This is a genomic window from Clostridium sp. B9 (assembly GCF_050509515.1).
Lineage (GTDB): Bacteria > Bacillota > Clostridia > Clostridiales > Clostridiaceae > Sarcina.
The window spans coordinates 1,779,138-1,793,698 of sequence record NZ_JBNWKA010000003.1; the positions used below are offsets into that span (position 1 = coordinate 1,779,138).

A 14,561-nucleotide genomic window follows, 5' to 3' on the forward strand; every position below is an offset into this window, starting at 1 on the left:
GTGAGATAATGAATGAAAAAATGACTATATTTTATAGCAAGTTTACTGGGAATATAGAAGGAGCATTTAGTGGAGAAGTTGACTTTTATACTTTTTGCGATAGAGAAGAAGATGTAAAATCTTATTGTATTAGAAAAGTAACTGACTTAAATAATGAGTTTATAGTTACTTCTTCTAACTATAAAGTTAATTTAGAAACTAATAAAATAGAACTTAAAAATAAAGTTGATATAACACTTTAAGAAAGGACAGCGATATGAATGAAGAATTAGTAGAACATAGAATGGAAAAAGCAGAAAATAAATTAGATGAACATGATAGCAGAATTGATGCACTAGAAAGAAATGATGCTAAGAAAGAGGTTCAAATAAACAACCTAATAAAAAGTATAGATACTTTAATAACAGTATTAAAGATTTTTACAACAGTATTTGGTGGAGCTATAGTAGGCTTCTTTTTTTATGCAATTCAAAACCATATTTTTAAATAGAAAGGATGAAGTAAAATGGAAAACTTAATAAAATTTGTACCAGAGCAACTACTTATACTTGTAGCTGCTCTTTATGTTATAGGAATGTTTTTAAAGAAAACACCTAAGGTTTTAGATTGGAGTATACCTTGGATACTTCTTGTTTTAGGAGTAGGATTTAGTATAGCTATAATGGGTATAAATCCAACTAGCATACTACAAGGCGTTATATGTGCATTTGGAGCTATTGCAACTAACCAATTAGTAAAACAAACAGTAAATAAATAAAAGCTTATATAAGGCAATAGAAGGGGTTAGAGATAACCTTTTTTATTGCCTTTAATTATAGAAATTTAAAAGAAAGAAGGAATTAATAATGCAAAGTAGAAATAGTAGTAATTTAAAAGGAATTGATGTATCTAACTGGAAAGTAGATATTGATTTTTCTTCAGTTAAAAATGATGGTGTAGAAGTAGTTTATATTAAGGCTACAGAGGGAAATTATTATAAAGATAAATACGCTAAACAAAACTATAATGGTGCTAAGGAGCAAGGATTAAGCGTAGGATTCTATCACTTTTTTAGAGCAAATAAAGATTCTAAAGATCAAGCTAGATTCTTTATTAATTATTTAGATGAAATAGGAGCAACTAACTACGATTGTAAATTAGCTTTAGATATAGAAACTACAGAAGGTGTAGGAGCAAAAGAATTAACTACTATGTGTATAGATTTCTTGGAAGAAGTTAAAAGACTTACCGGAAAAGAAGTAGTTGTATATACTTATACAAGCTTTGCAAATAATAATTTAGATAGTAGATTATCCAATTATCCAGTTTGGATAGCTCATTATGGAGTAAACACTCCAGGAGCCAACAACATATGGGATTCATGGATTGGATTCCAATATGCAGAGGATGGAGATGTAGCTGGTGTAAATGGTGGATGTGATATGAATGAATTCACAGAAGATATATTTATTGATTCAAGTAGCTTTAATTTAGATAATGCTACTACTAAGAATGTAGATACAGAACTTAATATAAGAGAAGAGGGTACTACTAATTCCAAAATAGTTGGTGCTATACCAGCTGGTGAAAACTTTAAAATTGAATATGTCAATGATGATTATTTAGGATGGTATTATATAACTTACAATGGTGTAAGTGGATATGTTAAAGAGGATTATGTTAAAAAGCTTCAAATGGCTACTACTCACAATGTTAGTACTTTCTTAAATGTTAGAGAAGAAGGATCATTAAATTCAAGAATAGTAGATAAAATAAACGCAGGTGATATTTTTAGAATTGATTGGGTTGATTCTGATTTTATCGGTTGGTATAGAATAACAACTAAAAATGGAAAAGTAGGATTTGTTAATGCTGAATTTGTAAATAAAATTTAATTTTTTCTATGTATTACTTGATTTTTTTGAAAATAAGTTTAATATATTAGATGATATAAGAATTTATATCCCTTTTTATCAACAAAAAGAAAGTTGAATATATAAAAGTTCAACTTTCTTTTTTATAGTGTTAACAACCTTAGGCATTAATATTATATTCAATAGAAAAAATAAATATTCTTAATATTAGAAATTTATTAAAACTTTTAGCTATTATGTAATTTAGAAGAGAGGTAAGTATATGTATTTATATACTTACCTCTCTTTTTTAGTTTAAATAAGTATAAAAGAGTAAGTGATTTTAAACATCTTTATCACCGCTTTAATTTAAGTATACCCAGTTATTAATATATTCAAAATTCTAAAGAATATTCATATAAAGCATGAACTTTATTAATTAACAATAATGTTATATAATGTTAATGAATAATTCGAAGAGGTGTTTAATATGGGATTTCTTGATAATTTAAACAATAAAAATAAACTTGGTAAATATTCACTAGAATCAGATAAAGTTGAAATAATAAAAATTAAAGAAATATTAAAAGAGCAAGAAGAATGCTTATTGTTTATATCAGCTTTTACATTTAATAGAACATGGGTTGTTTCGGTAACAAATATGAGATTAATTTTAGTTAGAAAAAAACTAAATAAAGAATTGGAAATAAAGAGTTTTTTTATTGATGAAATAAATGAAATTGATGTTCAAAAAGGATCATTACTTAGTAAATTAGTATTAAAAATGAATAATGCTAATATAGAATTTAGCAATGTAGAAAATTTATATTTAGATAAATTCTTAGATTTATTAAATATACAAATAAATAATAAACCTAAAGAGTTATCTAAAAGACAGGCTGAAAAGAAATATCAAAAAGAGAGAATAGCTCAATTAAAAAGAGATAAAATACCATACTGTCCTAAGTGCAAAAGTACTGCGTTAACTTATCAAAATAAAAAACTAAGTATAGGTAGAGCTTTGACTGGAGTTTTTATAGGTGGCGATAATGGAGCAATATTAGGCGGGTTAAGTAGTAAAAAAGGTTATATTAAGTGCTTAAATTGTGGACATCGCTGGAAGAGATAAAGACTAGGAGAATAAATCCTAGCCTTTTGTAATAATTTAAAGACACCACGAGTTCCAGGAGGAACTGTCATGGCATCTTTAGGGTTAATAATAAGTGTATTGGCATTTGATGATGCAGGGACTGCATTAATGCTTACTATTTTTGCTCTTCAAGATAGTTTTGGAACAGCATGTAACGTTACAGGAGATGGAGCTATAGCCTTGATGCTTACAGGAATAGCAAAGAAAAAGAGTTTATAATAAAAAGCGTACCTTTTGGTACGCTTTTTATTATAGGTTCAGAATTATCAAATTAAAAACTTAAATTTATATCTAATAGTATATATTAATACTCGGTATCTGGTTTAGGATCTATATCAGCATCTAAAGATTTATTTGTAATCCAATTTACGTTACATGAATTTAAATCACTATCATTTTTTATTATATTAATTATTTTATTGGCTATGTCTAATCCTAAAGCAAATCCATTATCTAAATCAGGCATAAAGTGTACTCCCCCATATATTCTTGAAATGCTACATTCCTCACATAAGGAATGTATTTTTTCTTTTTCACTTGGGAAATAGTACGATGCTATACCTTCAAAGCAGCCAGCAAATACTGAATGACCAGCTGGATATGTTGGGTGCTTAGGTGTGGTTAAATAAGGTATAAAATCAGGATCATATTGAACTGGTCTTGGAATTTGGAATTTATATTTATAGTACCAGCATATAATCATAGAATCACTTATTGCACTAGATAATACAGAAAACATTCTGGACGCTGGAACTACTTCTATTCCATATGCATTTATGAGATTTAAAAATAATGGGAAAAATTGATTTTGAGGAACACCTTTCCCCCAATATGTTGCAAGAAATTTTTGTTCTTCAGTTAAATTTTTAGCAACTTCTTTAACTTTGTCTAACTCTTTACCTTCAAAATCATATAAAAAATCAGGTGGAAGCATATTAAAGGCAACTTTTTCACCATTTTTATATTTAAATGAGCCATCAAGATTTCTATCAAAATAAGTCAATGGCCATCCTGCACAAGAAGGTGTTTCACCTAATGTAGTAAATTCAGAATATCCATAAGGGAGTTTCCACCAGTTATTTTCAACTGGACGATTGTCAAAGCAACATTGTGTAGTAGCTTTTGAAAATTCCTTTTTACAAGAAGAATTCAACCCATTAAAATTATATTTATTTATCATCCTAACTCTCCTAAAAACTTTATACAAAATCATTATATTATTAAAATTTTGTTTTGCTACAAATGTAATAGTAAGATTTTAAAGGAATTATGATGATTTTAGAGAATAATAACCTAAGAAAAGTATAATTGGGGGAATATATATATGAAAAAAATAAGCATAGCAGTAATAGGTGCAGGGGCTAGAGGAAGATATGCATACTCTTCATATGCTCTTAAAAATAGAGATGAAGTTGAAATTATTGCAATTGCTGAACCGAATGAAGAAAGAAGAGTTCAGTTTGTAAAAGAGCATAATATTAAAGATGAAAATGTTTTTTATTCTTGGGAAGAAATGATGAAGAGAGATAAATTAGCAGATGCAATAATAATTGCTAATAATGATGAAGCACATTTTGAACCAACAAAAATAGCCTTAGAAAAAGGTTATCATATTCTTTTAGAAAAGCCTATGTCCAATAATTTATATGAAGTAATAAAGCTTGGAGAATTAGCAAAAAAATATAATGAAAGAGTCTTTATGATTTGTCATGTACTTAGATATACTCCATTTTTTGAGAGGTTAAAAGAAATAATAGATTCAGGTGAACTTGGAAAGCTTATAAATATTCAGCATAATGAAAATATAGGGTACTGGCATTTTGCTCACAGTTTTACTAGAGGCAACTGGAGAAATTCAGATGAAACATCACCACTTATATTAGCTAAGAGTTGTCATGATATGGATATATTATTGTGGCTAACAGGAGCTAAATGTACAAAAATAGCTTCTTTTGGACATTTAACTCATTTTAAGGAAAGTTTTTTTGAAAGAGATAATATGAGTGAAAGATGCTTAGAGTGTAAAGTTGAAGAGGAATGCCCATATTCAGCTAAAAGATTATATTTAGGAGAAAAACCGGTTTTTAAATCAGTTGTACATCCAAATCCAACTCCTGAGAACTTAATGTGGGCTTTGAAAAATGGACCATATGGAAGGTGTGTGTATAAATGTGATAATAATGTTGTAGATCACATGGTAACAATTTTAGATTTTGATAATGAGGTTACAGCTACATTCAATCTTTCAGCTTTTACTAAAGATATTCATAGAACAATAAAGCTTATGTTTACTCATGGAGAAGTTGGAGGAAATGATATAGAGAATATAATTGAAATAAAGAGGTTTGGAAGAGATAATAGTGAAATTATAAAACCTAAAGAGGTTCAGGGAGGTCATTTAGGAGGAGATACTGGCTTAATGAAAGACTTTCTAAAAGCGATAAGAGAAAATGATTTTAATTCCAGAACATCTGCTTTAAGAAGTATAGAAAGTCATATCATGGCTTTTGCTGCAGAAGAATCAAGAGTAAATAGTAGAGTAGTAAATATAAATGAATTTTGGAAGTATAATATGTAATAAAACATAAAAAGGCTAACTTTGAAAGAAGTTAGCCTTTTTATGTTGAGTTATAAATTTGGGAGGATATATAAATTAAAATAAAAAAATATGGGGAATTAACATACAATAAATCACAAATAATCAAAAAAAAGCTAATATAAATAGTATAGGATAATAATTTTTTATTTGACTTAATAATAATTTTATTCAGTAAAAATTATGTGAAAATATTTGAAGTGATATTGAATATTGCGAAAGGAGGCGCTTATCAAGCTTAACATTTAGCTTGATAAACATTTATGCGAAGCAGAGTTAATAATTTAAGTAATAGTATGGTTGCAGCTTTAGGTATAAAGACTTTAAATCAGAACTTAGAAGATAGTTTAAGATCCATATTAAGATGTAATCCTGAATTTATTATATTAGCAACTAGAGACTTTTTCTTAAGTGATGATTTATGGAATGATTTAAAAAATGCTGATTGTCCTAAATTGATTATACTTCCATTTGATTATAGATACAGAAATCAAAAGAATGCAGTAAATGATATTAAAATCATAAATTCTCTTATTGATGAGGGAAAGGTTGGGACTATTTTAAATTCTGCAAACGAAGCTAATTGTATATTGACAGATAAATTTTGTTATTTATCCTCAGGTGCTTTAGATTATAATGGTATAACAAATTATATAGAAAACTATGAAATTATGAATTCTAATGATCCTAACTACGAGCTTTGGAAAAGAGAGATTTTTGATTTTGCAAATAGAGAAATAGAACATTATAGAAGCATATGTAATAGGGCTAAGGTAGAGGAGGAGTTAAATAATAGTGTTAATAAAGCGATTCAATTATTTTCTGATGCAGCTAGACCATTGAGTAAAGCTTTTGCAAATGAAGTTTTAGAAGCAATGGAAGACATAGATAGAGCTTGTATTTTAAGTTCTGATGCCTATCAATATATAGATAAGAATTTTGTCAATCTAATAAAGTGCACAAAAAAAGTTTTAGTAAAAATATCATGCATAATAGATGACTTAACAAGACTTATACTAAATTTTGACCAAAATAAAGAAACTACAAATATAAAAATGTTTAATTGTATAAGAGATGAATTCTGGTGCTTAATTCCATTTATAGGTGAGTTTAAAGAGTTAGAAGATGTTATATTTTATAACACTAAAGATGAATGGAGAGAACCAAACGAGAGTATAATAGCATTTTTATCTGAGAATACTACTCCTAATAACGAATTAATTAAAACTTGTTACGAGGATGTTATACTTCCAAGTAAAGGTTGTTCTAGGGAGTGATGATAATGAATAATAATATTTCAAAAGTACCCAATAAGGTGATATTAGGAAACTATACTAAAGGTGCAGTAGAAAAGTTTGAAAAAAATATAGTTAATCAAAAGGATTATTTAGAAAAAGTAAATAATAATAAATAAAAGTATCACTTTAAATAAACAGCAATAATAAAAAAATTATTGCTGTTTATTTTTATGCTTTAAACTATGTTTATATCAACATAGTTTATTATAGAGATAGGGTTTAAACCTCTATATAAATATAATAAAATTTACTACTTATATTAAACATAACTTTTATTATATATTTAGTAAAATAATAAAGTTTTATATGAAATTAATAAAATTATTAGATTTTTGATAGATTTAACCAAAAGTTATACGAATTAATAAATGTAGGCCGATAAAATTCCAATAAGCTTATTGAAAGGAAGGAAGAAATGAAAATAAGTGAAGAAAATTTTCTTAGTGAATTAAGAAAAAGAAATGAAAAAGCTCTAGAATATGTCATAGATACTTATGGCTGGCTAGTTAAGACAATTGTTAAAAAACATATGTATAATTTAGAATCCTATGAAGACGATTGTATAAATGATATTTTCTTAGGAATTTGGAATAATATAAAAAGTTTCGATGAAGAAAAGAATTCTTTTAAAAACTGGGTTGCTGCAATAAGCAAGTACAAAACCATAGATTATAGAAGAAAATATTTAAAGGATTTAGAAAATAGGAACATAGATGATGAAATTGTTGTGACTGAAGATAAAAGTCATGTAAACATAACTAAGAAAGAGCTTAATAAAGATATTGAAGATATGCTTAGTTGTTTAAAAGATAAGGACAGAGACCTATTCTTAAATATTTATGTGGAAGAAATGGATATAGCGGATATTAGTAAAGAAACTGGTATGAATAGGGATAATATATACAATAGGCTTTCAAGAGGAAAAAGAAAATTGAGAAGTATCTTTGGAGGTGTAAAGTAATTATGAGCAAAAAGATAAATAAAGAAGACAAGCTATATGAGATCTTAAATGATGTTGAGATAAATTTAGATGAATATTCTATGGAAGAGTTTAATGAGTTAGAGAATAAGAGGATTAAAAAAACTTTAAGGGGGAAATTAAAAATGAAAAATGGATTAAAAAAGAAAAGTATAATAGCTGCATCAACAGTAGCTGTTTTAGGATTTACATTATTAAATACAAATGTAGGAGTATATGCTTTAGATAGTATAGGAACTATGGCTTATAATATTTCAGATGCATTGGGTATAGGTAGAAATTTAGACGATTATAAGACTGTGGTAAATCAAGTTAAGGTTAAGAATGGAATCTCTGTAAAGTTAGATGAAGTTATTTTAAATAATGATGAACTTATAGTTTCTTATATAGCTAAAAGTGATGTGAAGTTAGTTAAAGAGTATGGACATATAAGTTTATTTGGCCACATATGGATAAATGGAAAAAGTATCAATAGCGGGGCAGGAGGCAGCTCTGAGAAAATAGATGACCATACCGTAAAAGGGGTTACTACTTATGATTTAGGAGATGTAAAGTTATCTGGAGATACAGATGTTAAAATAAAATTCTATGATGCTATGCTTTCAGGATTTGAAAATGAAAAATTAGATAAAGATGGAAATACAACTCCTAAGGAAATAAAAGGACCTTGGACATTTGAATTTAAAACAAATGGAGATGAACTAGCTATAGAAACAGAGGAGTTTAAATTAGATGATTCATTTATTCTTCCTAACGGTAATAAGATTACATTAAATAGAATGACTAGAAATAAAATAGGTTGTAAGATTTATTATTCTGAAGAAGACCTTTCAAAAGAAGAAAAAGGAAAAACTTATGATATGCTTCTAAAAGGAACTGATAATAATGGAAAAAAAGTAGAATTCTATTTAAGCCAAAGCTCTAATGAGGGTGGAGTATTTGTTGAAGATAATTTAGAGAGAAATATAACTAAAGATACAAAGAGTATAACTCTAACTTCATATGCAGTAGCATTCCCAGAGGAAAGTGGTAAGATGAGTAATGATTATAAGCAAATAGGAGAACCATTTACAATAAATTTAGAAAAGTAAATAATATTAAACTAAGGGGCTATATTAAAACTTAATACAGCTCCTTAATAATTTACACAAAGTACTTTACAGAACTTAATTTTTATCTTACAAGTATTTGCTTAATTTCTGATATATATAGGACGTGGTAGTCTTTTTCAGGGTACCACCTCTCATCTATACCATCTTCTAAAAAGCAATTAGGATCTAATTGTTGATTATATAGTTTTTTACAAACAATAACAACTTTTCCTTCTTCAAAATAAGGAGTATTTTCAGTGTGGGCAATTGTTAAATTAGAATTTGTTATTTTATCCTCGTCTCTTCCTGAAACTCTACCAAGGTAACCTAAAGCTTTTTTATATTCATCATCAAAGAAAGTTAATGAGAATGTATCTGAATTATCTATAAACTCCTTAGTGTAACGTTGAGGTCTTATAACAACATAAGCAACATCCTTTCCCCACATTACTCCAAGACCACCCCAAGAGGCTGTCATTGTATTAACTTTTCCTTCTTTTTCAGCAGTTACAAGCATCCAATCTTTGCCTATTAATTTAAATGGGCTTTCATTTAGCTCTTCTGTTTTAATTTCACGAAATTTATTCATAGTCCTATCCTCCACAATTGTATAAGTATCTTCTAAAATTATATCAAATATTAAGAGTTTAAAAAAACTTTTGTTTATAATAAATAAAAAATACAGAGGATATGATTTAAAGACATATCCTCTGTATTTTATTCTTCTGGAAATGTTAAGTTACAAGTTGATAGCATATCTATTGTTTCATTTACATCATGTTTAACCCCAGCAAGTATGATTAAGTCATTTACTTCTAAAACAGTATTTGCATTAGGCATAAATTCATGATCATCTCTTATAATTGAGAATATTCTACAGCCTGATGGAATTTTGCACTCTTTAAGTGGTTTACCTATATAATAATGGCTTCCAATAACAAATTCACGTATTATTATTTTTTCATCTTCATCTACTGTTTCAGTAGTATGGTCATCTGTTACTATGAATTTTTCAAATAATATAGGGAATATAATACAAGTTACAACAGTTGTAACTATAAATGCAGAATAATCAGCATTATTTATATATCCTAAATCTAAAGCCATTTGAGCACCAACTATAACTAAGCTAAGCTGAGCAGTTAAAATCATTGAGGCTGCCAGTGTGTTTTTCATTCCATACTTCTTTTTTAACAATAATGATGGAGTAAACTTTACTAAGAAGAATATAAGAACAAAAAATGGTATCTTAGCAATTGAGTCTGGATTTTCTACTATTGCTCTTAAATCAACATTAACACCAACCATAATAAAGAATATTGGAATTAAAAAGCCATAGCCTACTACGTCTAACTGGTGAGAAATCTCTTCTTTAGCTTTACCAACTATTAGTGAGAATACCATACCAGCTAGGAATGAGCCTAAAATTATTTCTGAATCAACCTTTTGAGCTACAGCAACTAAAACTAATACAAGAACAAATGCGCCTCTAACACTAAGGTGAAGGTTTTTAAATGCCATTGCTGAGAAATCATTTACTTTAAATATTATTTTTGCTAAGAAATACACTATTATAGCTACTGCAAATATTATAAGGAACGTAAAGCTCTTTAATGTGATTCCATTAACAGCTATTGAAGCAACAAAGGTAACTCCTATTAAGCTGACTAGTTGAGTTATTATTCCAAATACAAGAAGAGTTTGTCCATAGCTACTATTTATTATGTGTTTAGCCTTTAATATTGGAACTAGAAGTCCAGGTGCAGCTGCTGTAAATAATAGAGCAAAGAATAACATCCCTTCTGAAATACCTACAAACCTTAATGTATAAGAAAGTATAAGTGATGTTAATATTGATACAAAAAACATCTTTATGCTTGTAAATAGTTTTGAATCTGTCAGTGCTTCTCCTTCGCTAAGCTTAAGTTCATCAAAATCTATAGCAAGACCACTTAAAAACATTAAGTATGCCAATCCTAGGTTTGATAAAAATAAAATCCATATATCAGGCTTTATTATATTTAAAAAGCTTTTACCAAGTAATATACCTATAAATATTTCTCCAACTTGATAAGGAATTTTTACTCTCTTTAGTTTTGATACTAAAAAGGGAGTGAAGAATGCTACAACAGATAAAATTAACAATGAATCATAATTTATAGTTGTACTCATGATATAATCCTCTCTTTTCTTTAGTTTTTTATATTAAATTTAAATAACTTAGTTCATAAATAACAATTTTTTCTCTTGGGTCTTTATCATATCTTTCGGGAATCTTAATCTCTTGTTTAAGAGAAAAGATAGTATAATTATCTAAATAATAAAGATAATCTTCAGATGGATAATAAAGTATTATATTAACTTGTCTTTCATTTTCAAGCAAAGAGTCAAGAATATTTCCAACAACCTTAATAAATATTTGTTCAGAAAATGGATTGAAAAAATAAAATTTATTATCATTCTTTTGAACTTTATATTTTTCTGCAAAGCAATTTAAAAATTGAATTTTATCTTCTGTACTTTTATTTTTTGATAAATAAGATTTTTTATTACTTAAACATTCTTCAAAAAAAAAGTTATTCATTTCTATGCCAGTAACTTTAGTGTCATAAAAATGATTGATATAGAAATTTAGCCTTCCTTTTCCACAACCAAAATCAATTAAAGAATCATCCTTATTAAACTCATAGTTATCGCAAAGGCTTTTTAAAACATCATATGATGTAGGTTCATATCTATTGTAATGAAGAGATTCATTAAAACCTTTCTGTTCTCCTGAAGTTTTTATATTAAGTAATTTTTCATAGTACTGTTCGTTCATTTTGCTCCTCTTTCGTAAAAGTTATTATTAAATTATCTCATAACAGTATAGTATTTTACTTTAAATAAGGCAAGTCTAATTTTTAGGAAGAATTTTTAAGTTAATTGTAATTATAAGAGGTAAATTAAACCATAGTTAATTTAACTTATTAAGAGAATAAAAAACTACTCTTGGTTAAACCCTTATTATTAGATACAATAATAAAAGGAAATACGTAAATAACACAGGAGGAAATTAAATGAGAAGTAATTATCATACACATACATACAGATGTAATCATGCAACTGGAACAGTAGAAGATTATGTTAAAGAAGCTATAAAAGCAGGATTAGATGAAGTTGGGATTTCAGACCATTTACCTCATCCAGGAAAAAATATAGATAATTATCATAGGATGGCATATGAGGATTTAAAAGATTATTTTGAAAAAATAGAAGAGGCTAAAAAAGAGTATGGAAATCAAATATCTATTAAAAAATCAATAGAGTGTGAGTATTTTCCAGACTTTGGTTGGCTTTATGATGAGTTGAAAGAAAAATATAAAGTTGACTACTTAGCCTTAGGAGTTCATTTTTTCCCTTATAAAGGAGAATGGGTATATGTTGGAGCGATAAACTTAACACCAGAAGCGCTAATTGTTTATGCAGATTTTGTTGTAGAAGCAATAAAAAGTGGATATTTTTCATATTTAGCTCATCCAGATCTTTTTGGAATGACTTATAGAAATTGGGATGAACATTCTGAAGAGGCTTCAAAAAGAATATTAAAAGCAGCAGAAGAAATGAATATTCCTATTGAAATAAATATAAATGGAATGCGAAAGGCAAAAGTTTCTTATAATAAGGGAGAAAGATACCAATATCCAATAAAAGAATTTTGGAATCTTTCAAAAGAATATAATGTTAAAAGAATAATTGGTATTGATGCACATAATCCTTGTGAAATGCAGGATTTAGATAGGGGACTTAACTTTGCTAAGGAAAACAATCTTGAAGTAATAGATGGTCTAGAGTTTAATTAAATTAAGTAAACATTAAAAAGAGGTGAATTTTTTAGTTCACCTCTTTTAATTATATGCTATGTAAAATTTCTAGGATTATTTATATGTTGTTTTAGATGAAGGTTCATTAGCTCCATATGGAGTATTTTGATTATTTTTATTCTTAATCTTTTCATTGTAATTATTAGCAGCTGGTGATGCTAAATCTTCCTTATGATTTACATTATTCTTATTCATATTAGTCTCCTCCTATTTGTTATGAGAAAGTTTTGATCTTTTGGTATATTTTTTACCACTTGAATGAGCGCCTCTTTTTTGTCCTTTTTCTATGGCTATTTCAGAGCCTGCTTCTGAATACATTTTTCTCTTTTCAGCATTAGATTTAGGGTGGTCTTTAAGTCTATTTTTATTGTTATCCATTTTAGTTCCTCCTAATTTAGAAATCTTCTATAATAGCTTATCCATTTTTAAAATTCATATGAGTAGCTAAAAAATGAACTAGAGTAATTTTATGTATATTAAAAAATCATAACAATATGTAGTAAAATTATGTAACAATGTATAAAAAATACATATAATATTGTATAAAGAAAATTAAATAATAAATTGTAAATGCGAGGAGTGTTTGATTTGGCTAGTATAAGCAGTGTGGCTTGTTATAGTTATAAAAAAGTGAGGAATATGATCGAGTATGTATGCTTAACAAGTAAATTTCCTACAAATCCAACTACATTTACACAGTTTAGTGTAGATTATAGGGTTTGTGTTCCAGATCAGAAGCCTGATATAGAGCGTATATTAAAAGTTGAAACTCAAGTGTGTATAGATAATCAAAAGGTTATAAAAACTCCAGTTGGAACGTCATTAGAAGGGCAGGAGTTAACAGGATATAAGCTTATTGTATATGGTCGTATAAAACAAGTCATCATGTATGTTGCAAATGATACAGAACAATCAGTACACTCAGCTCATTTTGAAAATTATTTTTGCAAATATATAGTATTACCATCAAATTTTAAAATATATACCCCTGTTCGAGTTATTCCATATATAGAAAATGTAAATGTTGCAAGCTATGATACAAGATGTGTTAATATTTGTACAACTTTATTTTTAAATGCAATATTATGTGCAAAATGCAACACTAATTATATTAAAAATTGTATGAATTTATGTGCAACACCTATAGGAATAGATACTACTTTACCAACAGCTCCTGTTTATTTTAAGGAGATGATACTAGAGCAGGATTTGGTAATACCAGATGTTAAACCTGATATGGAAGGATTAATATCCATAAGTACAAGTGTTGAGGTGATATGTAGCAGAATAATAAATACTGAGCAAAAAACATCTATTGAGGGACAAAATTTATCTGGATGTAAACTTATATTAGAGTTACAGACAAAAGATTTACTGGTTTACACAGCAGATAGAATAACGCAACCAGTTCATTCAGCTCATTTTGATGGTATGAATAGTGCTTTTGTAATAGTACCTTGTGAGATTAATGGGGTTGATATTCAAACTTTAATAGAGCAGTGTAAGTTAAATGCTACTGTTTATGTAGAAGATATATGTGCAAGAATGGTAGATAATAGAACGGCTAAGAGGTGTGCTGTTATATTTATAGATATTTCGACTAGTTGTATATGATGATTAAAAATTGACAATTTAAATAAGTGTGTAGTGATTAATAAATGAAAAATAGAGATGAGTTTTTAGAAGGTTTTAATGTAAGTCATTTATAAAAAATCTAATCATAGTTGATTAGATTTTTTTATTTTAAGTGAA

Annotated in this window: 18 protein-coding genes and 1 pseudogene; 13 read left to right on the forward strand and 6 right to left on the reverse strand. The window is 27.6% G+C overall.

Going from position 1 to position 14,561, the window contains the following annotated elements; translation table 11 throughout:
• The first annotated feature begins 8 nt into the window (after window positions 1-8).
• The 6 genes and pseudogenes from ACQZHJ_RS08080 to ACQZHJ_RS08105 form a co-directional block, all read left to right on the forward strand.
• Entirely contained in the window at window positions 9-242 is a 234-nt protein-coding gene (locus tag ACQZHJ_RS08080) for a hypothetical protein (RefSeq protein ID WP_430485039.1), read from the forward strand.
• 14 nt (window positions 243-256) lie between these two features.
• On the forward strand, window positions 257-490 hold the full coding sequence (locus tag ACQZHJ_RS08085) for a hemolysin XhlA family protein (RefSeq protein WP_430485040.1): 234 nt from the start codon (window positions 257-259) through the stop codon (window positions 488-490).
• A 15-nt stretch (window positions 491-505) separates the two neighbouring features.
• A complete protein-coding gene (locus tag ACQZHJ_RS08090) occupies window positions 506-757 on the forward strand; it encodes a phage holin family protein (RefSeq protein WP_430484380.1) in 252 nt (83 codons plus the stop codon).
• A gap of 88 nt (window positions 758-845) precedes the next feature.
• Window positions 846-1,874 carry a GH25 family lysozyme gene (locus tag ACQZHJ_RS08095; RefSeq protein ID WP_430485041.1) on the forward strand — a complete coding sequence of 343 codons (1,029 nt, stop codon included), beginning with the start codon at window positions 846-848 and terminating at the stop codon, window positions 1,872-1,874.
• A 448-nt stretch (window positions 1,875-2,322) separates the two neighbouring features.
• Window positions 2,323-2,961, forward strand: a complete 639-nt coding sequence (locus ACQZHJ_RS08100; protein WP_430485042.1) for a PH domain-containing protein — start codon at window positions 2,323-2,325, stop codon at window positions 2,959-2,961.
• 45 nt (window positions 2,962-3,006) lie between these two features.
• A pseudogene (locus ACQZHJ_RS08105) lies at window positions 3,007-3,201 on the forward strand (cation:dicarboxylate symporter family transporter); the annotation flags it as partial.
• Window positions 3,202-3,286: 85 nt separating this feature from the next.
• Here the strand turns inward: ACQZHJ_RS08105 and ACQZHJ_RS08110 are convergent.
• Window positions 3,287-4,162 (reverse strand): vanadium-dependent haloperoxidase, encoded by an 876-nt coding sequence (locus tag ACQZHJ_RS08110; protein WP_430485043.1) that lies wholly within the window; start codon window positions 4,160-4,162, stop codon window positions 3,287-3,289.
• A 144-nt stretch (window positions 4,163-4,306) separates the two neighbouring features.
• On the opposite strand from ACQZHJ_RS08110, the gene ACQZHJ_RS08115 reads away from it, so the two are divergent.
• The 5 genes from ACQZHJ_RS08115 to ACQZHJ_RS08135 all read left to right on the forward strand — a co-directional run bounded on the left by ACQZHJ_RS08115 (window position 4,307) and on the right by ACQZHJ_RS08135 (window position 8,946).
• On the forward strand, window positions 4,307-5,560 hold the full coding sequence (locus tag ACQZHJ_RS08115) for a Gfo/Idh/MocA family protein (RefSeq protein ID WP_430485044.1): 1,254 nt from the start codon (window positions 4,307-4,309) through the stop codon (window positions 5,558-5,560).
• 281 nt (window positions 5,561-5,841) lie between these two features.
• Window positions 5,842-6,855, forward strand: coding sequence for a hypothetical protein (locus ACQZHJ_RS08120; RefSeq protein WP_430485045.1), 1,014 nt, complete (start codon window positions 5,842-5,844; stop codon window positions 6,853-6,855).
• A gap of 5 nt (window positions 6,856-6,860) precedes the next feature.
• Window positions 6,861-6,992 (forward strand): hypothetical protein, encoded by a 132-nt coding sequence (locus ACQZHJ_RS08125; protein ID WP_430485046.1) that lies wholly within the window; start codon window positions 6,861-6,863, stop codon window positions 6,990-6,992.
• A 299-nt stretch (window positions 6,993-7,291) separates the two neighbouring features.
• On the forward strand, window positions 7,292-7,837 hold the full coding sequence (locus ACQZHJ_RS08130; RefSeq protein ID WP_430485047.1) for a sigma-70 family RNA polymerase sigma factor: 546 nt from the start codon (window positions 7,292-7,294) through the stop codon (window positions 7,835-7,837).
• A 2-nt stretch (window positions 7,838-7,839) separates the two neighbouring features.
• Complete coding sequence (locus ACQZHJ_RS08135; protein ID WP_430485048.1) at window positions 7,840-8,946, forward strand: DUF4179 domain-containing protein; 1,107 nt, start codon at window positions 7,840-7,842, stop codon at window positions 8,944-8,946.
• Window positions 8,947-9,028: 82 nt separating this feature from the next.
• Here the strand turns inward: ACQZHJ_RS08135 and ACQZHJ_RS08140 are convergent, their stop codons facing one another.
• The 3 genes from ACQZHJ_RS08140 to ACQZHJ_RS08150 all read right to left on the reverse strand — a co-directional run bounded on the left by ACQZHJ_RS08140 (window position 9,029) and on the right by ACQZHJ_RS08150 (window position 11,767).
• Window positions 9,029-9,535: a flavin reductase gene (locus ACQZHJ_RS08140; protein ID WP_430485050.1), complete on the reverse strand. Its 507-nt coding sequence runs from the start codon at window positions 9,533-9,535 to the stop codon at window positions 9,029-9,031.
• 128 nt (window positions 9,536-9,663) lie between these two features.
• The gene (locus ACQZHJ_RS08145) at window positions 9,664-11,118 is read right to left on the reverse strand and encodes a cation:proton antiporter (protein WP_430485051.1); all 1,455 of its coding nucleotides are present in this window, start codon (window positions 11,116-11,118) and stop codon (window positions 9,664-9,666) included.
• Between the two features lie 28 nt (window positions 11,119-11,146).
• A complete protein-coding gene (locus tag ACQZHJ_RS08150; protein ID WP_430485052.1) occupies window positions 11,147-11,767 on the reverse strand; it encodes a methyltransferase in 621 nt (206 codons plus the stop codon).
• Window positions 11,768-12,005: 238 nt separating this feature from the next.
• Between ACQZHJ_RS08150 and ACQZHJ_RS08155 the strand changes: the two genes are divergently transcribed.
• Window positions 12,006-12,788 (forward strand): histidinol-phosphatase, encoded by a 783-nt coding sequence (locus ACQZHJ_RS08155; RefSeq protein ID WP_430485053.1) that lies wholly within the window; start codon window positions 12,006-12,008, stop codon window positions 12,786-12,788.
• Between the two features lie 75 nt (window positions 12,789-12,863).
• Here ACQZHJ_RS08155 and ACQZHJ_RS08160 read toward each other — a convergent pair whose 3' ends face one another.
• Both ACQZHJ_RS08160 and ACQZHJ_RS08165 read right to left on the reverse strand, forming a co-directional pair.
• Complete coding sequence (locus tag ACQZHJ_RS08160; RefSeq protein WP_430485054.1) at window positions 12,864-13,004, reverse strand: hypothetical protein; 141 nt, start codon at window positions 13,002-13,004, stop codon at window positions 12,864-12,866.
• Between the two features lie 12 nt (window positions 13,005-13,016).
• Window positions 13,017-13,187: a hypothetical protein gene (locus ACQZHJ_RS08165; protein ID WP_430485055.1), complete on the reverse strand. Its 171-nt coding sequence runs from the start codon at window positions 13,185-13,187 to the stop codon at window positions 13,017-13,019.
• A 210-nt stretch (window positions 13,188-13,397) separates the two neighbouring features.
• Here ACQZHJ_RS08165 and ACQZHJ_RS08170 point away from each other — a divergent pair, with 210 nt between their 5' ends.
• Entirely contained in the window at window positions 13,398-14,423 is a 1,026-nt protein-coding gene (locus ACQZHJ_RS08170; RefSeq protein WP_430485056.1) for a DUF3794 domain-containing protein, read from the forward strand.
• Window positions 14,424-14,561 lie beyond the last annotated feature (138 nt).

Bases quoted from the DNA above. Each gene is read 5' to 3' on its own strand.
- ACQZHJ_RS08085 (WP_430485040.1), top strand. From the start codon at position 257: ATGAATGAAGAATTAGTAGAACATAGAATGGAAAAAGCAGAAAATAAA.
- ACQZHJ_RS08090 (WP_430484380.1), top strand. From the start codon at position 506: ATGGAAAACTTAATAAAATTTGTACCAGAGCAACTACTTATACTTGTA.
- ACQZHJ_RS08115 (WP_430485044.1), top strand. From the start codon at position 4,307: ATGAAAAAAATAAGCATAGCAGTAATAGGTGCAGGGGCTAGAGGAAGA.
- ACQZHJ_RS08130 (WP_430485047.1), top strand. From the start codon at position 7,292: ATGAAAATAAGTGAAGAAAATTTTCTTAGTGAATTAAGAAAAAGAAAT.
- ACQZHJ_RS08125 (WP_430485046.1), top strand. From the start codon at position 6,861: ATGAATAATAATATTTCAAAAGTACCCAATAAGGTGATATTAGGAAAC.
- ACQZHJ_RS08110 (WP_430485043.1), bottom strand. From the start codon at position 4,162: ATGATAAATAAATATAATTTTAATGGGTTGAATTCTTCTTGTAAAAAG.
- ACQZHJ_RS08120 (WP_430485045.1), top strand. From the start codon at position 5,842: ATGCGAAGCAGAGTTAATAATTTAAGTAATAGTATGGTTGCAGCTTTA.
- ACQZHJ_RS08100 (WP_430485042.1), top strand. From the start codon at position 2,323: ATGGGATTTCTTGATAATTTAAACAATAAAAATAAACTTGGTAAATAT.
- ACQZHJ_RS08150 (WP_430485052.1), bottom strand. From the start codon at position 11,767: ATGAACGAACAGTACTATGAAAAATTACTTAATATAAAAACTTCAGGA.
- ACQZHJ_RS08135 (WP_430485048.1), top strand. From the start codon at position 7,840: ATGAGCAAAAAGATAAATAAAGAAGACAAGCTATATGAGATCTTAAAT.
- ACQZHJ_RS08160 (WP_430485054.1), bottom strand. From the start codon at position 13,004: ATGAATAAGAATAATGTAAATCATAAGGAAGATTTAGCATCACCAGCT.
- ACQZHJ_RS08145 (WP_430485051.1), bottom strand. From the start codon at position 11,118: ATGAGTACAACTATAAATTATGATTCATTGTTAATTTTATCTGTTGTA.
- ACQZHJ_RS08165 (WP_430485055.1), bottom strand. From the start codon at position 13,187: ATGGATAACAATAAAAATAGACTTAAAGACCACCCTAAATCTAATGCT.
- ACQZHJ_RS08140 (WP_430485050.1), bottom strand. From the start codon at position 9,535: ATGAATAAATTTCGTGAAATTAAAACAGAAGAGCTAAATGAAAGCCCA.
- ACQZHJ_RS08080 (WP_430485039.1), top strand. From the start codon at position 9: ATGAATGAAAAAATGACTATATTTTATAGCAAGTTTACTGGGAATATA.
- ACQZHJ_RS08095 (WP_430485041.1), top strand. From the start codon at position 846: ATGCAAAGTAGAAATAGTAGTAATTTAAAAGGAATTGATGTATCTAAC.
- ACQZHJ_RS08155 (WP_430485053.1), top strand. From the start codon at position 12,006: ATGAGAAGTAATTATCATACACATACATACAGATGTAATCATGCAACT.